12 protein-coding genes are annotated in these 15,667 nt (G+C 54.7%); 7 read left to right on the top strand and 5 right to left on the bottom strand.

What is annotated here, in order from left to right:
- Positions 1-93 precede the first annotated feature (93 nt).
- The 3 genes from hmsP to QQZ17_RS12335 all read left to right on the top strand — a co-directional run bounded on the left by hmsP (position 94) and on the right by QQZ17_RS12335 (position 5,260).
- Positions 94-2,082: a biofilm formation regulator HmsP gene (gene hmsP, locus QQZ17_RS12345; protein ID WP_152400472.1), complete on the top strand. Its 1,989-nt coding sequence runs from the start codon at positions 94-96 to the stop codon at positions 2,080-2,082.
- Between the two features lie 175 nt (positions 2,083-2,257).
- Positions 2,258-3,544 (top strand): C4-dicarboxylate transporter DctC, encoded by a 1,287-nt coding sequence (gene dctA / locus QQZ17_RS12340; protein ID WP_152400470.1) that lies wholly within the window; start codon positions 2,258-2,260, stop codon positions 3,542-3,544.
- A 222-nt stretch (positions 3,545-3,766) separates the two neighbouring features.
- Entirely contained in the window at positions 3,767-5,260 is a 1,494-nt protein-coding gene (locus QQZ17_RS12335) for a M16 family metallopeptidase (protein ID WP_152400468.1), read from the top strand.
- Between the two features lie 103 nt (positions 5,261-5,363).
- Here QQZ17_RS12335 and QQZ17_RS12330 read toward each other — a convergent pair whose 3' ends face one another.
- Positions 5,364-6,293, bottom strand: a complete 930-nt coding sequence (locus QQZ17_RS12330) for a sugar kinase (RefSeq protein WP_152400466.1) — start codon at positions 6,291-6,293, stop codon at positions 5,364-5,366.
- Between the two features lie 232 nt (positions 6,294-6,525).
- Between QQZ17_RS12330 and pdeH the strand changes: the two genes are divergently transcribed.
- Both pdeH and QQZ17_RS12320 read left to right on the top strand, forming a co-directional pair.
- A complete protein-coding gene (gene pdeH, locus QQZ17_RS12325; protein WP_152400464.1) occupies positions 6,526-7,293 on the top strand; it encodes a cyclic-guanylate-specific phosphodiesterase in 768 nt (255 codons plus the stop codon).
- 77 nt (positions 7,294-7,370) lie between these two features.
- Positions 7,371-9,431, top strand: coding sequence for an AsmA family protein (locus QQZ17_RS12320; protein WP_152400462.1), 2,061 nt, complete (start codon positions 7,371-7,373; stop codon positions 9,429-9,431).
- Between the two features lie 106 nt (positions 9,432-9,537).
- On the opposite strand, the gene QQZ17_RS12315 is transcribed toward QQZ17_RS12320, so the two are convergent.
- From QQZ17_RS12315 to QQZ17_RS12305, 3 genes are all read right to left on the bottom strand, one after another.
- Positions 9,538-10,860: an MFS transporter gene (locus QQZ17_RS12315; RefSeq protein WP_046491892.1), complete on the bottom strand. Its 1,323-nt coding sequence runs from the start codon at positions 10,858-10,860 to the stop codon at positions 9,538-9,540.
- Positions 10,861-11,212: 352 nt separating this feature from the next.
- A complete protein-coding gene (yhjD, locus tag QQZ17_RS12310) occupies positions 11,213-12,241 on the bottom strand; it encodes an inner membrane protein YhjD (protein WP_152400459.1) in 1,029 nt (342 codons plus the stop codon).
- Positions 12,242-12,288: 47 nt separating this feature from the next.
- Complete coding sequence (locus QQZ17_RS12305) at positions 12,289-13,188, bottom strand: LysR family transcriptional regulator (protein ID WP_152400458.1); 900 nt, start codon at positions 13,186-13,188, stop codon at positions 12,289-12,291.
- 119 nt (positions 13,189-13,307) lie between these two features.
- On the opposite strand from QQZ17_RS12305, the gene QQZ17_RS12300 reads away from it, so the two are divergent.
- Entirely contained in the window at positions 13,308-14,066 is a 759-nt protein-coding gene (locus QQZ17_RS12300; protein WP_042323126.1) for an SDR family NAD(P)-dependent oxidoreductase, read from the top strand.
- A gap of 358 nt (positions 14,067-14,424) precedes the next feature.
- Positions 14,425-15,024, top strand: a complete 600-nt coding sequence (locus QQZ17_RS12295) for a helix-turn-helix transcriptional regulator (protein WP_152400456.1) — start codon at positions 14,425-14,427, stop codon at positions 15,022-15,024.
- Between the two features lie 10 nt (positions 15,025-15,034).
- Here the strand turns inward: QQZ17_RS12295 and QQZ17_RS12290 are convergent, their stop codons facing one another.
- Positions 15,035-15,589, bottom strand: coding sequence for a GNAT family N-acetyltransferase (locus QQZ17_RS12290; RefSeq protein WP_152400453.1), 555 nt, complete (start codon positions 15,587-15,589; stop codon positions 15,035-15,037).
- Positions 15,590-15,667 lie beyond the last annotated feature (78 nt).

The raw sequence follows: 15,667 nt of genomic DNA, 5'->3' as shown, positions 1-15,667 counted from the left end.
CAGAAAAGTCCTTTTCCGACACAGCCTCTCTCAATGTCGCTGCGATCGGGTATACTCGGGCGGCAATCTGGGATATCCGGGGGGGAGACAATATTGCGCGTCAGTCGCTCGTTAACAATTAAGCAGATGGCAATGGTGGCTGCCGTTGTCATGGTGTTTGTATTTTTGTTTTGCACCGTTTTGCTGTTTCATCTGGTACAGCAGAACCGCTATAACACGGCGACGCAACTGGAAAGTATTGCCCGTTCTGTACGTGAACCTCTCTCTTCCTCAATTTTAAAAGCCGATATTCCCGGAGCCGAAGCGATTCTCGCTAGTATCAAACCGGCCGGGGTGGTGCAACGGGCCGATGTGGTGCTGCCGAATCAGTTTCAGGCGCTGCGCATGAGCTTTATCCCTGAACGGCCCGTGCCGGTGATGGTGACCCGGCTCTTCGAACTGCCGGTGCAGATCTCGCTTCCCGTCTATTCGCTTGAGCGTCCTGCGAATCCACAGCCGCTGGCGTATCTGGTGCTCCAGGCCGACTCCTTCCGCATGTATAAGTTTGTGATGAGTACGCTGTCTACGTTAGTGACCATTTACTTACTTTTGTCCCTGATGCTGACGGTGGCCATTAGCTGGTGTGTGAATCGCCTGATTTTGCACCCGCTGCGCAAAATTGCCCGCGAGCTGAATAACATTCCGCAGCAGGATTTGATTGGACATCAGCTGGCGTTGCCGCGTCTGCATCATGACGATGAGATTGGCCTGCTGGTGCGCAGTTACAACCTCAATCAGCAGCTGGTTCAGCGCCACAGCGAAGAGCAGACGGACAACGCGATGCGTTTTCCGGTCTCCGAACTGCCGAACAAAGCGTTCCTGATGGGGCTGCTTGAACAGGTTGTGGCGCGTCAGCAAACCACGGCGCTGATGATTGTCACCTGTGAAACGCTGCGCGACACGGCGGGCGTGCTGAAAGAGGCGCAGCGGGAAATCCTGCTACTGACGCTGGTGGAGAAGCTAAAATCGGTGCTGTCGCCGAGAATGGTGCTCGCACAGATTAGCGGTTACGATTTTGCCATTATCGCCCACGGCGTTAAAGAGCCGTGGCACGCGATTACTCTAGGTCAGCAAGTACTCACTATCATTAATGAACGACTGCCAGTGCAGGGGATCCAACTGCGTCCGAGCTGCTGCATTGGCGTGGCGATGTATTATGGCGATCTCAGCGCCGAACAGCTCTACGGACGCGCGGTCTCGGCGGCGTTTACCGCCCGACACAAGGGCAAAAACCAGATTCAGTTCTTCGACCCTGAGCAGATGGAAGCGGCCCAGAAACGGCTAACCGAAGAGAGTGATATTCTTACCGCTCTGGACAACCACCGCTTTGCCCTGTGGTTACAGCCTCAGGTGGAGATGAGCAGCGGCAAGGTGGTGAGTGCCGAAGCGTTGCTGCGCATGCAACAGCCGGACGGAAGCTGGGAATTGCCGGAAGGGATGATTGAACGTATTGAATCCTGCGGCCTGATGGTCACTGTGGGCCACTGGGTGCTGGAGGAGTCCTGCCGCCAGCTCGCGGCCTGGCAGGAGCGGGGGATCACGCTACCGCTGTCGGTCAATCTGTCGGCGCTCCAGTTGATGCACCCGAATATGGTGCCAGACATGCTGGAACTGTTAAACCGTTACCGTATCCAGCCGGGTATGCTCATTCTGGAAGTGACAGAGAGTCGGCGGATCGACGATCCGAATGCCGCCGTGGCGATACTGCGTCCGTTGCGTAACGCAGGCGTGCGTATCGCGCTGGACGATTTCGGCATGGGCTACGCGGGGCTGCGCCAGCTCCAGCATATGAAATCCCTGCCAATCGATGTGCTGAAAATCGACAAAATGTTTGTCGATGGTCTGCCAGAAGATAACAGCATGATCTCGGCCATTATCCTGTTGGCGCGTAGCCTGAATCTGCAGATGGTGGCGGAAGGCGTCGAGACCGAAGCCCAGCGTGAATGGCTGGCGCAGGCGGGCGTTGAAATCGCTCAGGGCTTCCTTTATGCCCGTGCTGTACCCGCAGAAACCTTCGAAGAACGTTACCTGAAGCACAATTGACGTGATTACAATACTTTAAAAAGGTCCGGCTTGTGCGAGCCAGCTCAAGTTTTTTAACATTTTTGTTTCAATTATGATCCTTGTGCATTTCTGCCATGTTGTCTGGGTGTTATTTTAAGGCCGCAGGTTAACCAAAACCTTACAAGACCTGTGGTTTTTACTTCAAGGACACCTTATGAAAATCTCTCTGTTTAAAAGCCTCTACTTTCAGGTCCTGACAGCAATAGCCATTGGTATTCTCCTTGGCCATTACTACCCTGAATTTGGCGCACAAATGAAACCGCTTGGCGACGCGTTCGTTAAGCTGATTAAGATGATCATCGCCCCTGTCATCTTCTGTACTGTCGTGACCGGCATTGCAGGTATGGAAAGCATGAAGGCAGTGGGCCGTACAGGTGCGGTTGCGCTCCTTTACTTTGAGATTGTCAGTACGATTGCGTTGGTAATTGGTCTTATCATCGTCAACGTCGTACAACCCGGTGCCGGAATGAACGTCGACCCGGCAAGCCTTGATGCGCAAGCGGTAGCGGTCTATGCCGCTCAGGCGAAAGACCAGGGCATTGTTGCCTTCCTGATGGATGTGATACCGGGCAGCGTCATTGGCGCCTTTGCCAGCGGCAACATCCTGCAGGTTCTGCTGTTTGCGGTATTGTTTGGTTTTGCCCTGCATCGTCTGGGCAGCAAAGGTCAGTTGATTTTCAACGTGATTGAAAGCTTCTCGCAGGTCATTTTCGGCATCATCAATATGATCATGCGCCTGGCGCCAATCGGGGCGTTCGGGGCGATGGCCTTTACGATTGGGAAATATGGTGTCGGTACGCTGGTGCAGTTGGGGCAGTTGATTATCTGCTTTTACATCACCTGTATCGTGTTTGTGGTGGTGGTTCTGGGTTCAATTGCCCGCGCCACAGGCTTCAGCATCTTTAAATTTATCCGTTATATCCGTGAAGAACTGCTTATTGTGCTGGGTACGTCCTCTTCCGAGTCCGCGCTGCCGCGTATGCTCGACAAGATGGAGAAACTCGGCTGTCGCAAGTCGGTCGTGGGGCTGGTTATTCCCACCGGGTATTCGTTTAACCTTGATGGGACATCGATATATCTGACGATGGCGGCGGTGTTTATCGCCCAGGCCACCAACAGTCATATGGATATCTTCCATCAGATTACGTTGCTGGTGGTTCTGCTGCTCTCCTCTAAAGGGGCGGCGGGCGTCACCGGAAGTGGCTTTATCGTGCTGGCGGCGACCATCTCTGCGGTTGGCCATCTGCCGATTGCCGGTCTGGCGCTTATCCTGGGTATCGACCGCTTTATGTCTGAAGCTCGTGCGCTGACCAACCTGGTCGGTAACGGTGTGGCAACGGTGGTTGTGGCGAAGTGGGTGAAGGAACTGGACCACAAGAAGCTTGACGATGTGCTGAATAATCGTGCACCTGAAGGCAAAACGCACGAAATATCCTCTTAATCTCGACACTTATGACCGCAGTCCCTTGTGGGGCTGCGGCCTCCTGCGCATAATTGACCCCTGGGCCCGAATCCTTCAACATGGAGGTATCGGGTTTATTTCACTTCTTCCGTGACATTTTCATGTTCTTGCGGTCTAACACGAAGTGTTTTTAACGTCATATTCAGGCAAACCCAACAGGGGTTGTCTTTTTATTACCAGGATTGTTGATCAGGGGTTCACATGCAGGGCACAAAAATTCGACTTATAGCGGGCGGTTTGCTGATGATGGCCACTGCTGGCTATGTGCAGGCGGATGCGCTCCAGCCAGACCCGGCATGGCAACAGGGGACGCTGGCAAATGGTTTACAGTGGCAAGTGTTAGCCACCCCGCAGCGCCCCAGCGACCGTATCGAGGTCCGTCTGCTGGTAAATACCGGTTCGCTCACCGAAAGTACTCAACAGAGCGGTTTCAGTCATCTTATTCCCCGTATTGCGTTAACCCAGAGTGGCGGCCTTGATGCCGCACAGGTGCGTTCACTGTGGCAGCAGGGATTTGACCCTAAGCGTCCGATGCCGCCCGTGACGGTCTCTTACGATTCCACGCAGTACAATCTTAGCCTGCCCAATAACCGTAACGATCTGCTGAAAGAGTCGCTGAACTATCTGGCGAATACGATGGGCAAACTGACTATCACCCCTGAGGTCGTGAATCACGCGCTGAGCACGGAAGACATGGTCACCACGCTGCCCGTCGATACCAAAGAGGGCTGGTGGCGCTATCGTCTGAAAGGGTCAGCGCTGCTGGGCCACGATCCTGCCGAGCCGGTGAAAATGCCGGTGGATGCGGCGAAAGTTCATGATTTCTATCAGAAATGGTACACCCCGGATGCGATGACGCTGATTATCGTCGGTAACGTCGATGCGCGTTCGGTGGCCGAGCAAATCAACAAAACGTTTGGTGAACTGAAAGGTAAACGCGAAACGCCTGCGCCAGTGCCGACGCTTTCACCGCTGCGTGCGGAAGCGGTAAGCATCATGACCGACGCCGTGCGCCAGGATCGTCTTTCCGTGATGTGGGATACGCCATGGCAGCCGATTCGTGAGTCCGCTGCGCTGCTGCGCTACTGGCGCGCGGATTTAGCGCGTGAAGCGCTGTTCTGGCACATTCAGCAGGCGTTGAGCAAAAACAACGCGAAAGACATCGGCCTCGGCTTTGACTGTCGCGTGTTGTTCCAGCGCGCCCAGTGTGCTGTCAACATTGAATCGCCAAACGACAAGGTTACCGCCAATCTGAGCACGGTGGCGCGTGAACTGGCGAAAGTGCGTGATAACGGCCTGCCGGAAGAAGAGTTCAACGCGCTGGTAGCGCAAAAGAATCTGGAATTGCAGAAGCTGTTTGCGACCTACGCCCGTACCGATACCGATATTCTGATCGGTCAACGTCTGCGTTCGCTGCAAAATCAGGTCGTGGATATCGCGCCCGAGCAGTATCAGCGTTTGCGTCAGGATTTCCTGAACAGCCTGACCGTTGAAATGTTGAATCAGGATCTGCGTCAGCAGTTATCACAGGATATGGCGCTGATTCTGCTGCAGCCGAAAGGTGAGCCGGAATTCAACATGAAGGAGTTACAGGCGACGTGGGAACAGATTATGACCCCGGTTGCGGCAGCGGCGACGCCAGTTGAGACGGATGAAGTGCATCCTGAAGTGACAGATATTCCGGCGGCGCAGTAGGGAAATCACAGAATTGCTGAATGTTGCTCGTTTATCAGGCCTACGGAGACGATTTCTGTAGGCCTGATAAGGCGTTTACGCCGCCATCAGGCGCTGGTCGATTTTACTGTGGCATGGCGTCGCGTGGGATAATCGCCCCGCGATGCTGAATGACGGTGCTGGCTGTCAGGTGACCCCGTTTGGCAGCTTCGGCGGCATTGCCACCGGTTAAACGAACGGCCAGATACCCGGCGCTGAACGAGTCGCCAGCGGCAGTGGTATCGATCACTTTCTCTTTTGGCAGTTTTACCGCGGGAACGTCGATCGGTTCTTGACCGTCGACAGACACCAGGCAAGAATCTGCACCCCGTTTCACGACCACTTCCTGCACTCCCGCGGCATGCGTACGTGCGATCACCTCTTCAACCGGCTTCACGCCCCAGAGCGCATCTTCGTCGTCCAGCGTCAGGAAGGCGATATCGGTGCATTCCAGCATCTTCTGATAAACCTGCTGAGTCTCTTCTTTGCTGGCCCACAGGCGCGGACGGTAGTTGTTGTCGAAAATGACTTTCCCGCCGTTGGCGCGGCATTCGCGCAGCAGCGACAGCAGTTTGTCACGGCTCGATGGGCTCAGGATCGCGAGGCTGATACCGCTCAGGTAGAGATAGTCAAAGGTCGCCAGTTCTTCGCAAATGGCCGCTGACTGCTCGCTCTCCAGCCAGAATTTCGCCGCCGCTTCGTTACGCCAGTAATAGAACGTCCGCTCGCCGGTGCTGTCGGTCTCGATGTAGTAGAGGCCCGGCAGACGGTTTTCCATGCGCTGCGTCAGTGAGGTATCCACGTTTTCACCGTGCCATGACTCCAGCATCTGCTGGCTGAAACTGTCCGTGCCCAGTGCCGTGACGTAGTGTACGGAGAGTGCCGCAGCATCAACCTGACGGGCAATGTAAACGGAGGTATTCAATGTATCGCCACCGAATCCGCGCTGAACATCTGCGCCTTTCTGTGACAGCTCAATCATGCATTCGCCAATCACGGCAATCTTTTTGGACATAGTCGTGAACCTGCTTAGAAAAAGTTAGCGTTAGTGTGCGCTGTGGGTGTTGGGTGGTCAATCATATTAAAACAACGTTCCAAAAATTTTTTTGAGCCAGTCCGTATTCTGCGTTGATTTTTACAAACGCGTTTTCAATTTTGCGCGTGACCGAACATAAAGTTCTCCGCCTGAAGGCCGATAACCTTTGACGAGTCGGGGCAGTAACACACTTAATCACGGGACATCTGAGATGATAAACCAGGTTATCCAGCAGCTAAGCAATTCCGAGGCGAGCGTTGAAAGCTTGCAGGATCGGCGCTTTTGGCTGCAGTGCGAGCGTGCTTACACTCACCAGCCGATTTACCAGACCAACGGACGCCTGTTAGCGGTTGAACTGCTGACGGTGGTGACGCATCCGGACAATCCGACCCAACGTATCGCTCCCGATCGCTATTTTGCCGGGGTGGCGGTGCGCCATCGCGTTGATATCGTCAAAGAACAACTTCAGTTGCTGGAGCAAAAGGCTGACTTTTTCCAGCGTCATGAATTACTGGCCTCCGTGAATGTCGATGGTCCAACGCTGCTCACCATGCGCCAGCAGCCCAACATTGTGCAGATGATTGAACGGATGCCGTGGCTGCGTTTTGAACTGGTAGAACATATTCATCTGCCAAAAGAATCCTCCTTCGCCAGCATGTGCGAGTTTGGCCCGCTGTGGTTGGATGATTTCGGGACCGGGATGGCTAACTTCTCTGCCCTGAACGAGGTCCGCTATGACTACATCAAAATCGCGCGCGAACTGTTCGTGATGCTTCGCCAGACGCCTGAGGGGCGCAATCTCTTTACCATGCTGCTGCAACTGATGAACCGCTATTGCCGCGGCGTGATCGTTGAAGGAGTGGAAACGCTGGAAGAGTGGCGCGATGTACAACGTTCGCCTGCCTTTGCCGCACAAGGCTATTTTCTGTCGCGCCCGGTCCCATTTTCCCATCTCGATGAGGTCATTCTGTCACTGTAAAAACCGGCGGTTTCCGCTAACTCCGTCTGGCTGGACTATCTTTAGGACAGGCAAGGGAAGACGTGAGGACGCTAACTATGACCAAAGCCGGAAAAATAACGACAGTAATAACAGGGACTTTCTTGTTGTTGATCGTTGTCGTTATCGTACTGATAGCGACATTTGACTGGAACCGCCTCAAACCGACCATCAACCAGAAAGTCTCTACCGAACTTAACCGACCGTTCGCCATTCGTGGTGATTTGGGGGTCGTCTGGGAGCGCCAAAAGCAGGAGACCGGCTGGCGCAGTTGGGTGCCGTGGCCGCACGTGCATGCTGAAGATATTATCCTCGGCAATCCCCCCGATATTCCCGAAGTGACGATGGTGCACCTTCCCCGCGTCGAAGCGACGCTCGCCCCGCTGGCGCTATTAAGCAAAACCGTCTGGCTGCCGTGGATCAAACTGGTGAAACCCGATGCGCGGCTGATTCGCCTGTCTGAGAAGAACAATAACTGGACATTTGACTTGGCAGGCGCAGAAAACAAAGACGCCAATGCCAAACCTTCTGCCTGGTCTTTCCGGCTGGACACGATTCTCTTCGATCAGGGGCGGATCGCCATTGACGATAAGGTCAGCAAAGCGGATATCGAGATCCTGGTCGATCCGCTGGGCAAGCCGTTGCCGTTCAGTGAAGTCACGGGAAGCAAAGCAAAAGGCGATAACGCGAAGGTTGAAGATTACGTGTTTGGCCTGAAGGCACAGGGGCGATACAACGGCGAACCGCTTACTGGAACGGGAAAGATGGGCGGTATGCTGGCGCTGCGTAGCGAAGGCGCCGCGTTTCCAGTGCAGGCTGATTTACGCTCCGGCAATACCCGAGTGGCGCTGGTGGGCGTGGTTAAGGACCCAATGAAGATGGGCGGCGTCGATCTGCAACTGAAATTCTCCGGGGATTCACTGGGCGAGCTGTACGATCTGACGGGGGTGCTGCTGCCGGATACGCCGCCGTTCGAAACGGACGGTCGGCTGGTGGCGAAAATCGATACCAACGCCTCGTCAGTGTTTGACTACCGGGAGTTCAATGGGCGAATCGGCGACAGCGATATTCACGGCTCGCTGACCTATACGACGGGGAAACCGCGTCCGAAACTGGAAGGCGACGTGGAATCACGCCAGCTCAGGCTGGCGGATCTGGGGCCGCTGATCGGCGTTGATTCCGGTAAAGGCGCGGAGAAAGCGCAGCGCTCAGAACAGAAAAAGGGCGAAAAGAGCATACAGCCAGCGGACAAAGTGCTGCCCTATGACCGCTTCGAAACGGACAAATGGAACGTGATGGACGCCGACGTGCGCTTCAAAGGGCGGCGTATTGAACATGGCAGCAGTCTGCCGATCCGCGATCTCTCAACCCACATCATTCTGCAGAATGCTGACCTGCGCCTGCAACCGCTGAAGTTTGGTCTGGCGGGTGGCAGCATCAGTTCAACGATTCATCTGGAAGGCGACAAAAAGCCGATGCAGGGGCGCGCAGATATTCAGGCGCGGCGCTTAAAACTGAAAGAACTGATGCCGAACGTCGAACTGATGCAGAAAACGCTGGGTGAAATGAACGGTGACGCCGAACTTCGCGGCAGCGGGAACTCCGTGGCGGCGCTGCTGGGCAACAGCAATGGCAACCTGAAACTGCTGATGAACGACGGGTTGATCAGCCGCAACCTGATGGAGATCGTTGGCCTGAACGTCGGGAACTACATTGTCGGGCAGATCTTTGGCGATGACGAAGTGCGGGTCAACTGTGCGGCGGCGAATCTCGATATTGTGAACGGCGTGGCGCGTCCGCAAATTTTTGCATTCGACACCGAAAATGCGTTGATCAACGTCACCGGGACGGCGAGCTTTGCCTCAGAACAGCTGGATTTGACCATCGACCCGGAGAGCAAAGGTATCCGCATCATTACCTTGCGTTCACCGCTGTACGTGCGTGGGACGTTTAAGGAGCCGCAGGCGGGGGTAAAAGCCGGGCCGTTGATTGCCCGTGGCGCGGTGGCTGCGGCGCTGGCGACGTTAGTGACGCCCGCCGCCGCGCTGCTGGCACTGATTTCACCCTCGGAAGGGGATGCCAATCAGTGCCGGATGATTTTATCGCAGATGAAGAAATGATGGTGTGGTCTGCGTTGTGCCGGGTGGCGCTTGCGCTTACCCGGCCTACGGAAGTGGTCGTGTTTGTAGGCCGGGTAAGGCGTAGCCGCCACCCGGCATGTAAAGATTACAGCGACTGGTGACGCGTCTCATGGGTTAACAGCAGCGCGATCAGCGTTAACGCCGCCATAGACGCGAGATAGGTCCCCACGGCCGCCAGCCCATAGTTGGACTGTAACCATGCAGCGATATACGGCGCAACGGACGCGCCCAGAATCGAAGAGACATTATAGGAGAACGATGCGCCGGTGTAGCGCACTTCGGTCGGGAACAGTTCAGGCAGCAGTGCGCCCATCGGCCCAAACGTCAACCCCATCAGACTCAGCCCCAGCAGCAGGAAGGCGAAGACCAGCGCCGGATTGCCGGATCCCAGCAGCGGTTTAAAGGCGAACAGCGCGAACAGGATAATCATCGTGGTGATGATGACCATGCTCTTGCGACGACCAAAGGCGTCAGCGAGCAGGCCAGCAACCGGCACCATCACGCCAAAGCCAATGACCGCCATCATCAGCATCCACAACACTTCATTACGCGGCAGGCCCAGACCGACCGGCGCAGCGGCGGTACTGAACGTCATCGAATACACGGTCATGATATAAAACAGCGTATAGGTCGCCAGCATGATGAACGTGCCAAGGATCGTCACGCGAACGTGTTTGGTCAGCAGGGTTCCGAGCGGGATTTTCACCTGCTTTTTCGCGGCAGCCACTTTGGCGAAGACCGGTGTCTCATGCAGCGACACGCGGACATACAGACCGATAATCACCAGCACCGCCGAGAAGATAAACGGCACGCGCCAGCCCCAGTTCATGAACTGCTCATCGGTCAGCAGCCAGGAGAGCAGCAGGAAGGTGCCGTTGGCAAAGAAGAAGCCAATGGGGGCGCCCAACTGCGGGAACGAGCCGTACAGCGCACGCTTACGCGGCGGGGCATTCTCCGTCGCCAGCAGCGCCGCGCCGCCCCATTCTCCGCCCAGTCCCAGCCCCTGACCAAAACGTGCCAGCGCCAGCAGCAGCGGGGCGAAGATGCCAATGGTGGCGTAGCCAGGCAGCAGGCCGATGATCACCGTCGAGATCCCCATTGTCAGCAAAGACGCCACCAGCGTCACTTTACGCCCTACCCGGTCGCCAAAGTGGCCGAAGAGCGCGGAACCAATCGGGCGCGCGACAAAGGCGATAGCGAACGTGGCGAGCGACTGTAGCGTTGCCGCCGTCGGGTCGCCCTGCGGGAAGAAGATGTGCGGGAAGACAATCACGGCGGCGGTCGCATAGATGTAGAAGTCGAAGAACTCAATGGCAGTGCCAATGAGCGAGGCGACGACAACTTTATTGCGCGAATTGACCGGGGTATGTTCCTGCTCGTTATCGAGTGTGGTGGCGGTTGCTTGCATAGTATTTTCTTATTTTTGGCGAACGAACGGCCATATTACGCACAGCAAAAGCGACATTTCAATCTGTAACAACCGCTCAACATGGTTAAAAATCAGGCAAAAAGCGGATAATGTTTATGCCTGCGATTTCTCGTCCATGAAATGCTTCACACAATTTTAAAATTAGTGGATAAAACTGGTTTTTGGTTAAATAAAAGTTAAGGGCTGGATTTAAATGCTGAATGAGTGAGGCGATGCGGAAGTAAGTGCCTGACCATATTGCCGGATGACGGCGCAAGCGCCTGATCCGGCCTACGATTTGCGATGTTTTGTCGGCCGGATAAGCGCAGCGCCATCCGGCAGAGGGTGAGAATCAACGGTGCGTTTTGCCTGGCATCCGGGGATCGTCTTTGTACTCGGCGGTCGCAATCCACGCCGCGCAGAACAGCGTCAGGCGCGCGAAAAAGTAGAAGAACGCCATCAGCCCCAGCACGGAACCAAACGCCGCGCCGGAGGGCGATTTCACCAGCGCCGGCAGGGTCCAGGTCATGATGATTTTAATGACTTCAAAGCCAATCGCCGCAATCAGCGTACCGCGAATCAACGCCTTTTTACGCGGGCGGTGACGCGGCAAACGCCAGAAAATCCAGAAGAACAGCAGATAGTTAGCGAAAATAGAGATCGCCAGGCCAATCAGCCGCCAGGTGGGCTTCAGCCACTCTATGCTGTCGAGGTAGAGGGCAGAGATAATCATCTGCTGCGCTGAACCGGCGACCGAGGTGATCGACAGCGTCACAATCAGCGCAATCAACAGGCCAATCAGCGAGATAAAATCACGCAGGTATTTGATCCAGATTTTCTCCTGATCCTGTGGCGTGCGTTCCCAGACGTCCCGCGACTGGGCGCGTATCGCCTCGCGCAGGTTACCCATCCAGTTAATCCCGGAGTAGAGGGCAATCCCTAATCCGACCAGGCCGACGGTGGTACGCTGCTGGACAGCCGTATTGATGGTGCTTTTCAGCGTAGCGGCAAGCGTCGGGTCGCTGACGTTCATCAGGATTTTATTGAAGATGTCCTGCAACAGCGTGGGATGTGAGGCGAGAATAAAGCCCGCGGCGGCAAACGACACCATCAGGATGGGGATCATCGACAAAAACGAGAAGTAGGTGATGGCCGCGCCGAACTGATTCCCTAACCGATCGTTAAAGCGTTCTGCCGCGCGGAGCAGGTGCGCAATCACCGGGATGCGCTGGATTTTTTCGACGGTGGTGGTCACCGTTTTCAGCTTCTCGCTGGCGGCGTTTTTCATCTCGTGCTTTGCGGCCCCGGCTGTGTCGACTTTGCGTACCGGGTCGTGTTCAAGTTCCTCAGTGGGGCGTTTTACGTCGTTATCCTGCATCATCAGGTCAGGCGTCCTTCTTTTGTTAATTCTCTGGACAGTATAGCGTCTCAGTCCACGTAGTCCTTCATCACGCCGGTCAGCCACTCCATAAACAGGTGCACGCGGCGTGAAAGATTACGCCGGTGTGGGTAGAGCAGCGATACCGGCATCGGCGAGGCGCGGTATTGTGGGAGCACCTCAACGAGTGTACCGCTGCGTAACGCCTCACGAACCCCGACACGAGGAACCTGAATAATTCCCAGCCCTGCCAGACAGGCGGCGTGATAGGTTTCGGTGCTGTTTACCGTCAGGGTACCGCCGGTTTTTATCCACTGCGTCCCGCTGCTGGTGGCGATTTCAAAACCCGGCGGTCGTGTCCCCAGGTTTAGCGAGTAGTGCACCACCGCGTGGGAAGCGAGATCCTCCAGGCTTTCCGGATAGCCAAAACGCGCCAGGTACTGCGGGCTGGCGCAGTTGATCACGGTAAGCTTGCCCAGCGGGCGTGCGATCAGACCGGAATCCTTTAGCGTGCCGACCCGCACCACGCAGTCAAAACCTTCGCGGATCAAATCCACCAGCCGATCGCTGCTGCTGAGCTCCAGCTCGATTCCCGGATACTGCTGTAAAAAGGCGGGCAGTCGAGGGATCACCAGATTTCGTGCGACGCCAACCGGCATATCGACCCGTAATTTGCCGCTGATACTGGTGGGATCGTGCTGAAACAGACCATCCAGTTCATCCAGATTGCTCAACAAGTCTTTCGCCCGCTCGTAGTAGACCATGCCGTCTTGCGTCAGTTGTACCCGCCGCGTGGTGCGGTGCAAAAGCTGAGTCCCCAGATGGTTCTCCAGCGCCTGAATCTGGCGCGATACGCTACCTTTAGGGAGTCCCAGGGTGTCGGCAGCGCGAGAAAAACTCTCCAGCTCCGCGACACGAATGAATAACTGCATTGCATGAATTTTATCCATTCTATGACCCTATTGTTGTTCCGGATGAAACAGTTATGCGCAATTAGCGACATTTATTGTTTTTCTATCACCTAATAAGCTTTATCTCAATCAACACAACAGATGAAATGAGGTTTCTTATGACGCAACGTATCGCATTGGTGACCGGCGGGAGCCGCGGACTGGGTAAAAACGCCGCGCTTAAGCTGGCGGACAAAGGAACGGATATTCTCTTTACCTATCACAGCCAACAGCAGGCAGCGCTGGATGTCGTCGCTGAAATTGAGCAAAAGGGCAGGAAAGCGGCGGCAATTCAACTGAATGTCGGTGATACGGCTGGCTTTGTCGCTTTCGCCGCCGAGGTGAAAACGCAGTTGCAAACCCGCTGGAATCGACAGACGTTTGATTATTTAGTGAACAATGCCGGAATCGGCTTATATGCGCCCTTTGCCGACACGTCAGAAGAGATGTTTGACGAACTGATGCGCATCCATTTTAAAGGCCCGTTTTTCCTGACGCAGCACCTGCTGCCGCTGATCAACGAAGGCGGGCGTATTCTTAATGTTTCAACCGGGCTGGCGCGTTTTGCGTTGCCGGGGTACGCCGCCTACGCATCCATGAAGGGGGCGATGGAAGTGCTGACACGTTACCAGGCGAAAGAACTTGGCGCGCGTGGGATCTCGGTCAACGCCATCGCGCCCGGCGCGATTGAAACCGACTTTGGCGGTGGACGCCTGCGGGATAATAAAGAGCTGAATGCGTACGTGGCGTCGCAAACGGCCCTGGGCCGCGCCGGTCTTCCCGATGATATTGGCGATGCGATCGCCGCGTTACTCAGCGACGAGCTGGCCTGGATGACGGCGCAGCGTATCGAAGTTTCGGGAGGAATGTTCCTGTAAGCCGAATTCAGCGAGCCGTTGTGCTCGCTGAATGAACATGAAATGCGAATTTTAATTCTGTTACATAATTCCGCGCAGGAGACAATTTCTTTTCTCATGCGCGTTCGTTATTCTTTCCGTGATTTAATATTCAATTAATTTAAGAAGCGGTGAGATATAAGGAATGTCTTACTTTATTGCCTGCTTTCTATACCTGAATGTAATTCTCATGTTTCAGCTGTAAAAATTTATTTTTTTACTTTTCTCCCGTCCCGATATCTGTAGAATGACCCTCCGCCAAATGGCGAATGTTTATTTTACCCGTCGGGTAATACCCTTCCCCTCCTTAATATTATTATCGGAAACGGTGGAGAGAGTAATGCAAATCATCATGTTTGACAGGCAGTCAATATTTATTCATGGAATGAAAATCAGTTTACAACAGCGAATTCCAGGAGTGAGTATTCAGGGTGTCAGTCAGGCCGATGAACTCTGGTACAAACTGGAAGAGAACCCGGAAGCCCTGCTTATGCTGGACGGCGATCTTGACGGCGAATTCTGCCGTTGGCTTCTGCAAAAAACGGTGCAACAGTTTCCACTCGTCAAAATCTTAATTATCGCGACAGACTGCGGTAAAAAAGGGTTGCAGGAGCTGGCGCAATATAACGTTTTGGCCATTATTCCACGCGATTCTGAGCCGGAAAAATTTGCGCTGGCGATCAATAGCGTCGCGATGGGGATGATGTTTTTACCCGGCGAATGGTTAACGATGCCGCCCACAGAATGCCGCGATATTAATGCGCTAAGCGCTCGTCAACGAGAGATTCTCGCGATGCTGGCGTCAGGTGAGTCAAATAAGGAAATTGGCCGTGCGCTAAATATTAGTACCGGAACGGTGAAGGCGCATCTTGAATCACTCTATCGCCGACTGGATGTTAAAAATCGCACCCAGGCGGCCATGCTGTTGGTTCAGTCGTAATAATCTGTAGTTATATTACGACCGGAGATCCTGCGGTCGTAATATATTCCTGTTTTAATAACCCCAGCAGCCAGTCATTCTGCCAGCGCTGTTGCAGCCAGTAGCTCTCCCTGAGCGTGCCTTCCAGTACAAATCCCACTTTCTCCAGCACATGCCTGGAAGCCTGATTACCTTCAGTAACGCAGGCGGTCAGACGGCGCAGGCCACCGCGGGTAAATGCGTAATCACAGACGGCCCGTAACGATTCTGTCCCGTAACCCTTTCCCTGCGCGTCAGGCGCCAACAAAAAGCCAACCTCGGCACACGCTTCTGCGCGATGAATGTAGCCCGTCACACCGAGGGGATTGTGGGTTTCGTTATCGCACAGGATCAGACACAGCCAGTGCGGGTCACCCGGATGCCATGCCGGTAAGCGAGAATCGAACGCTTCCCGAATCTCGCCCTCGCTTCGCGCGTCTGCCACATGGCGCATCACATTCCTATCTTGCTGGAGTGCGAGAAAAAAAGGCCAGTCGGCAGGAGCGATAGGGCGGCAGGTCAGACGGGCTGTTTTCAGTATGGGCACGGGCTCTCTCCTGAGATATTTCTCAATGTTCACGTAGCGGTCACTGTAATAATTATTGAACTTGTTATATCTATAAAA

It is taken from the genome of Citrobacter sp. T1.2D-1, from assembly GCF_950098555.1.
In the GTDB taxonomy this organism is placed as follows: domain Bacteria; phylum Pseudomonadota; class Gammaproteobacteria; order Enterobacterales; family Enterobacteriaceae; genus Citrobacter_A; species Citrobacter_A telavivensis.
This window is presented reverse-complemented; position numbering and strand designations above follow the sequence as displayed.

Bases quoted from the DNA above. Each gene is read 5' to 3' on its own strand.
- pdeH (WP_152400464.1), top strand. From the start codon at position 6,526: ATGATAAACCAGGTTATCCAGCAGCTAAGCAATTCCGAGGCGAGCGTT.
- QQZ17_RS12320 (WP_152400462.1), top strand. From the start codon at position 7,371: ATGACCAAAGCCGGAAAAATAACGACAGTAATAACAGGGACTTTCTTG.
- yhjD (WP_152400459.1), bottom strand. From the start codon at position 12,241: ATGATGCAGGATAACGACGTAAAACGCCCCACTGAGGAACTTGAACAC.
- QQZ17_RS12315 (WP_046491892.1), bottom strand. From the start codon at position 10,860: ATGCAAGCAACCGCCACCACACTCGATAACGAGCAGGAACATACCCCG.
- QQZ17_RS12295 (WP_152400456.1), top strand. From the start codon at position 14,425: ATGCAAATCATCATGTTTGACAGGCAGTCAATATTTATTCATGGAATG.
- QQZ17_RS12335 (WP_152400468.1), top strand. From the start codon at position 3,767: ATGCAGGGCACAAAAATTCGACTTATAGCGGGCGGTTTGCTGATGATG.
- QQZ17_RS12305 (WP_152400458.1), bottom strand. From the start codon at position 13,188: ATGGATAAAATTCATGCAATGCAGTTATTCATTCGTGTCGCGGAGCTG.
- dctA (WP_152400470.1), top strand. From the start codon at position 2,258: ATGAAAATCTCTCTGTTTAAAAGCCTCTACTTTCAGGTCCTGACAGCA.
- QQZ17_RS12330 (WP_152400466.1), bottom strand. From the start codon at position 6,293: ATGTCCAAAAAGATTGCCGTGATTGGCGAATGCATGATTGAGCTGTCA.
- QQZ17_RS12300 (WP_042323126.1), top strand. From the start codon at position 13,308: ATGACGCAACGTATCGCATTGGTGACCGGCGGGAGCCGCGGACTGGGT.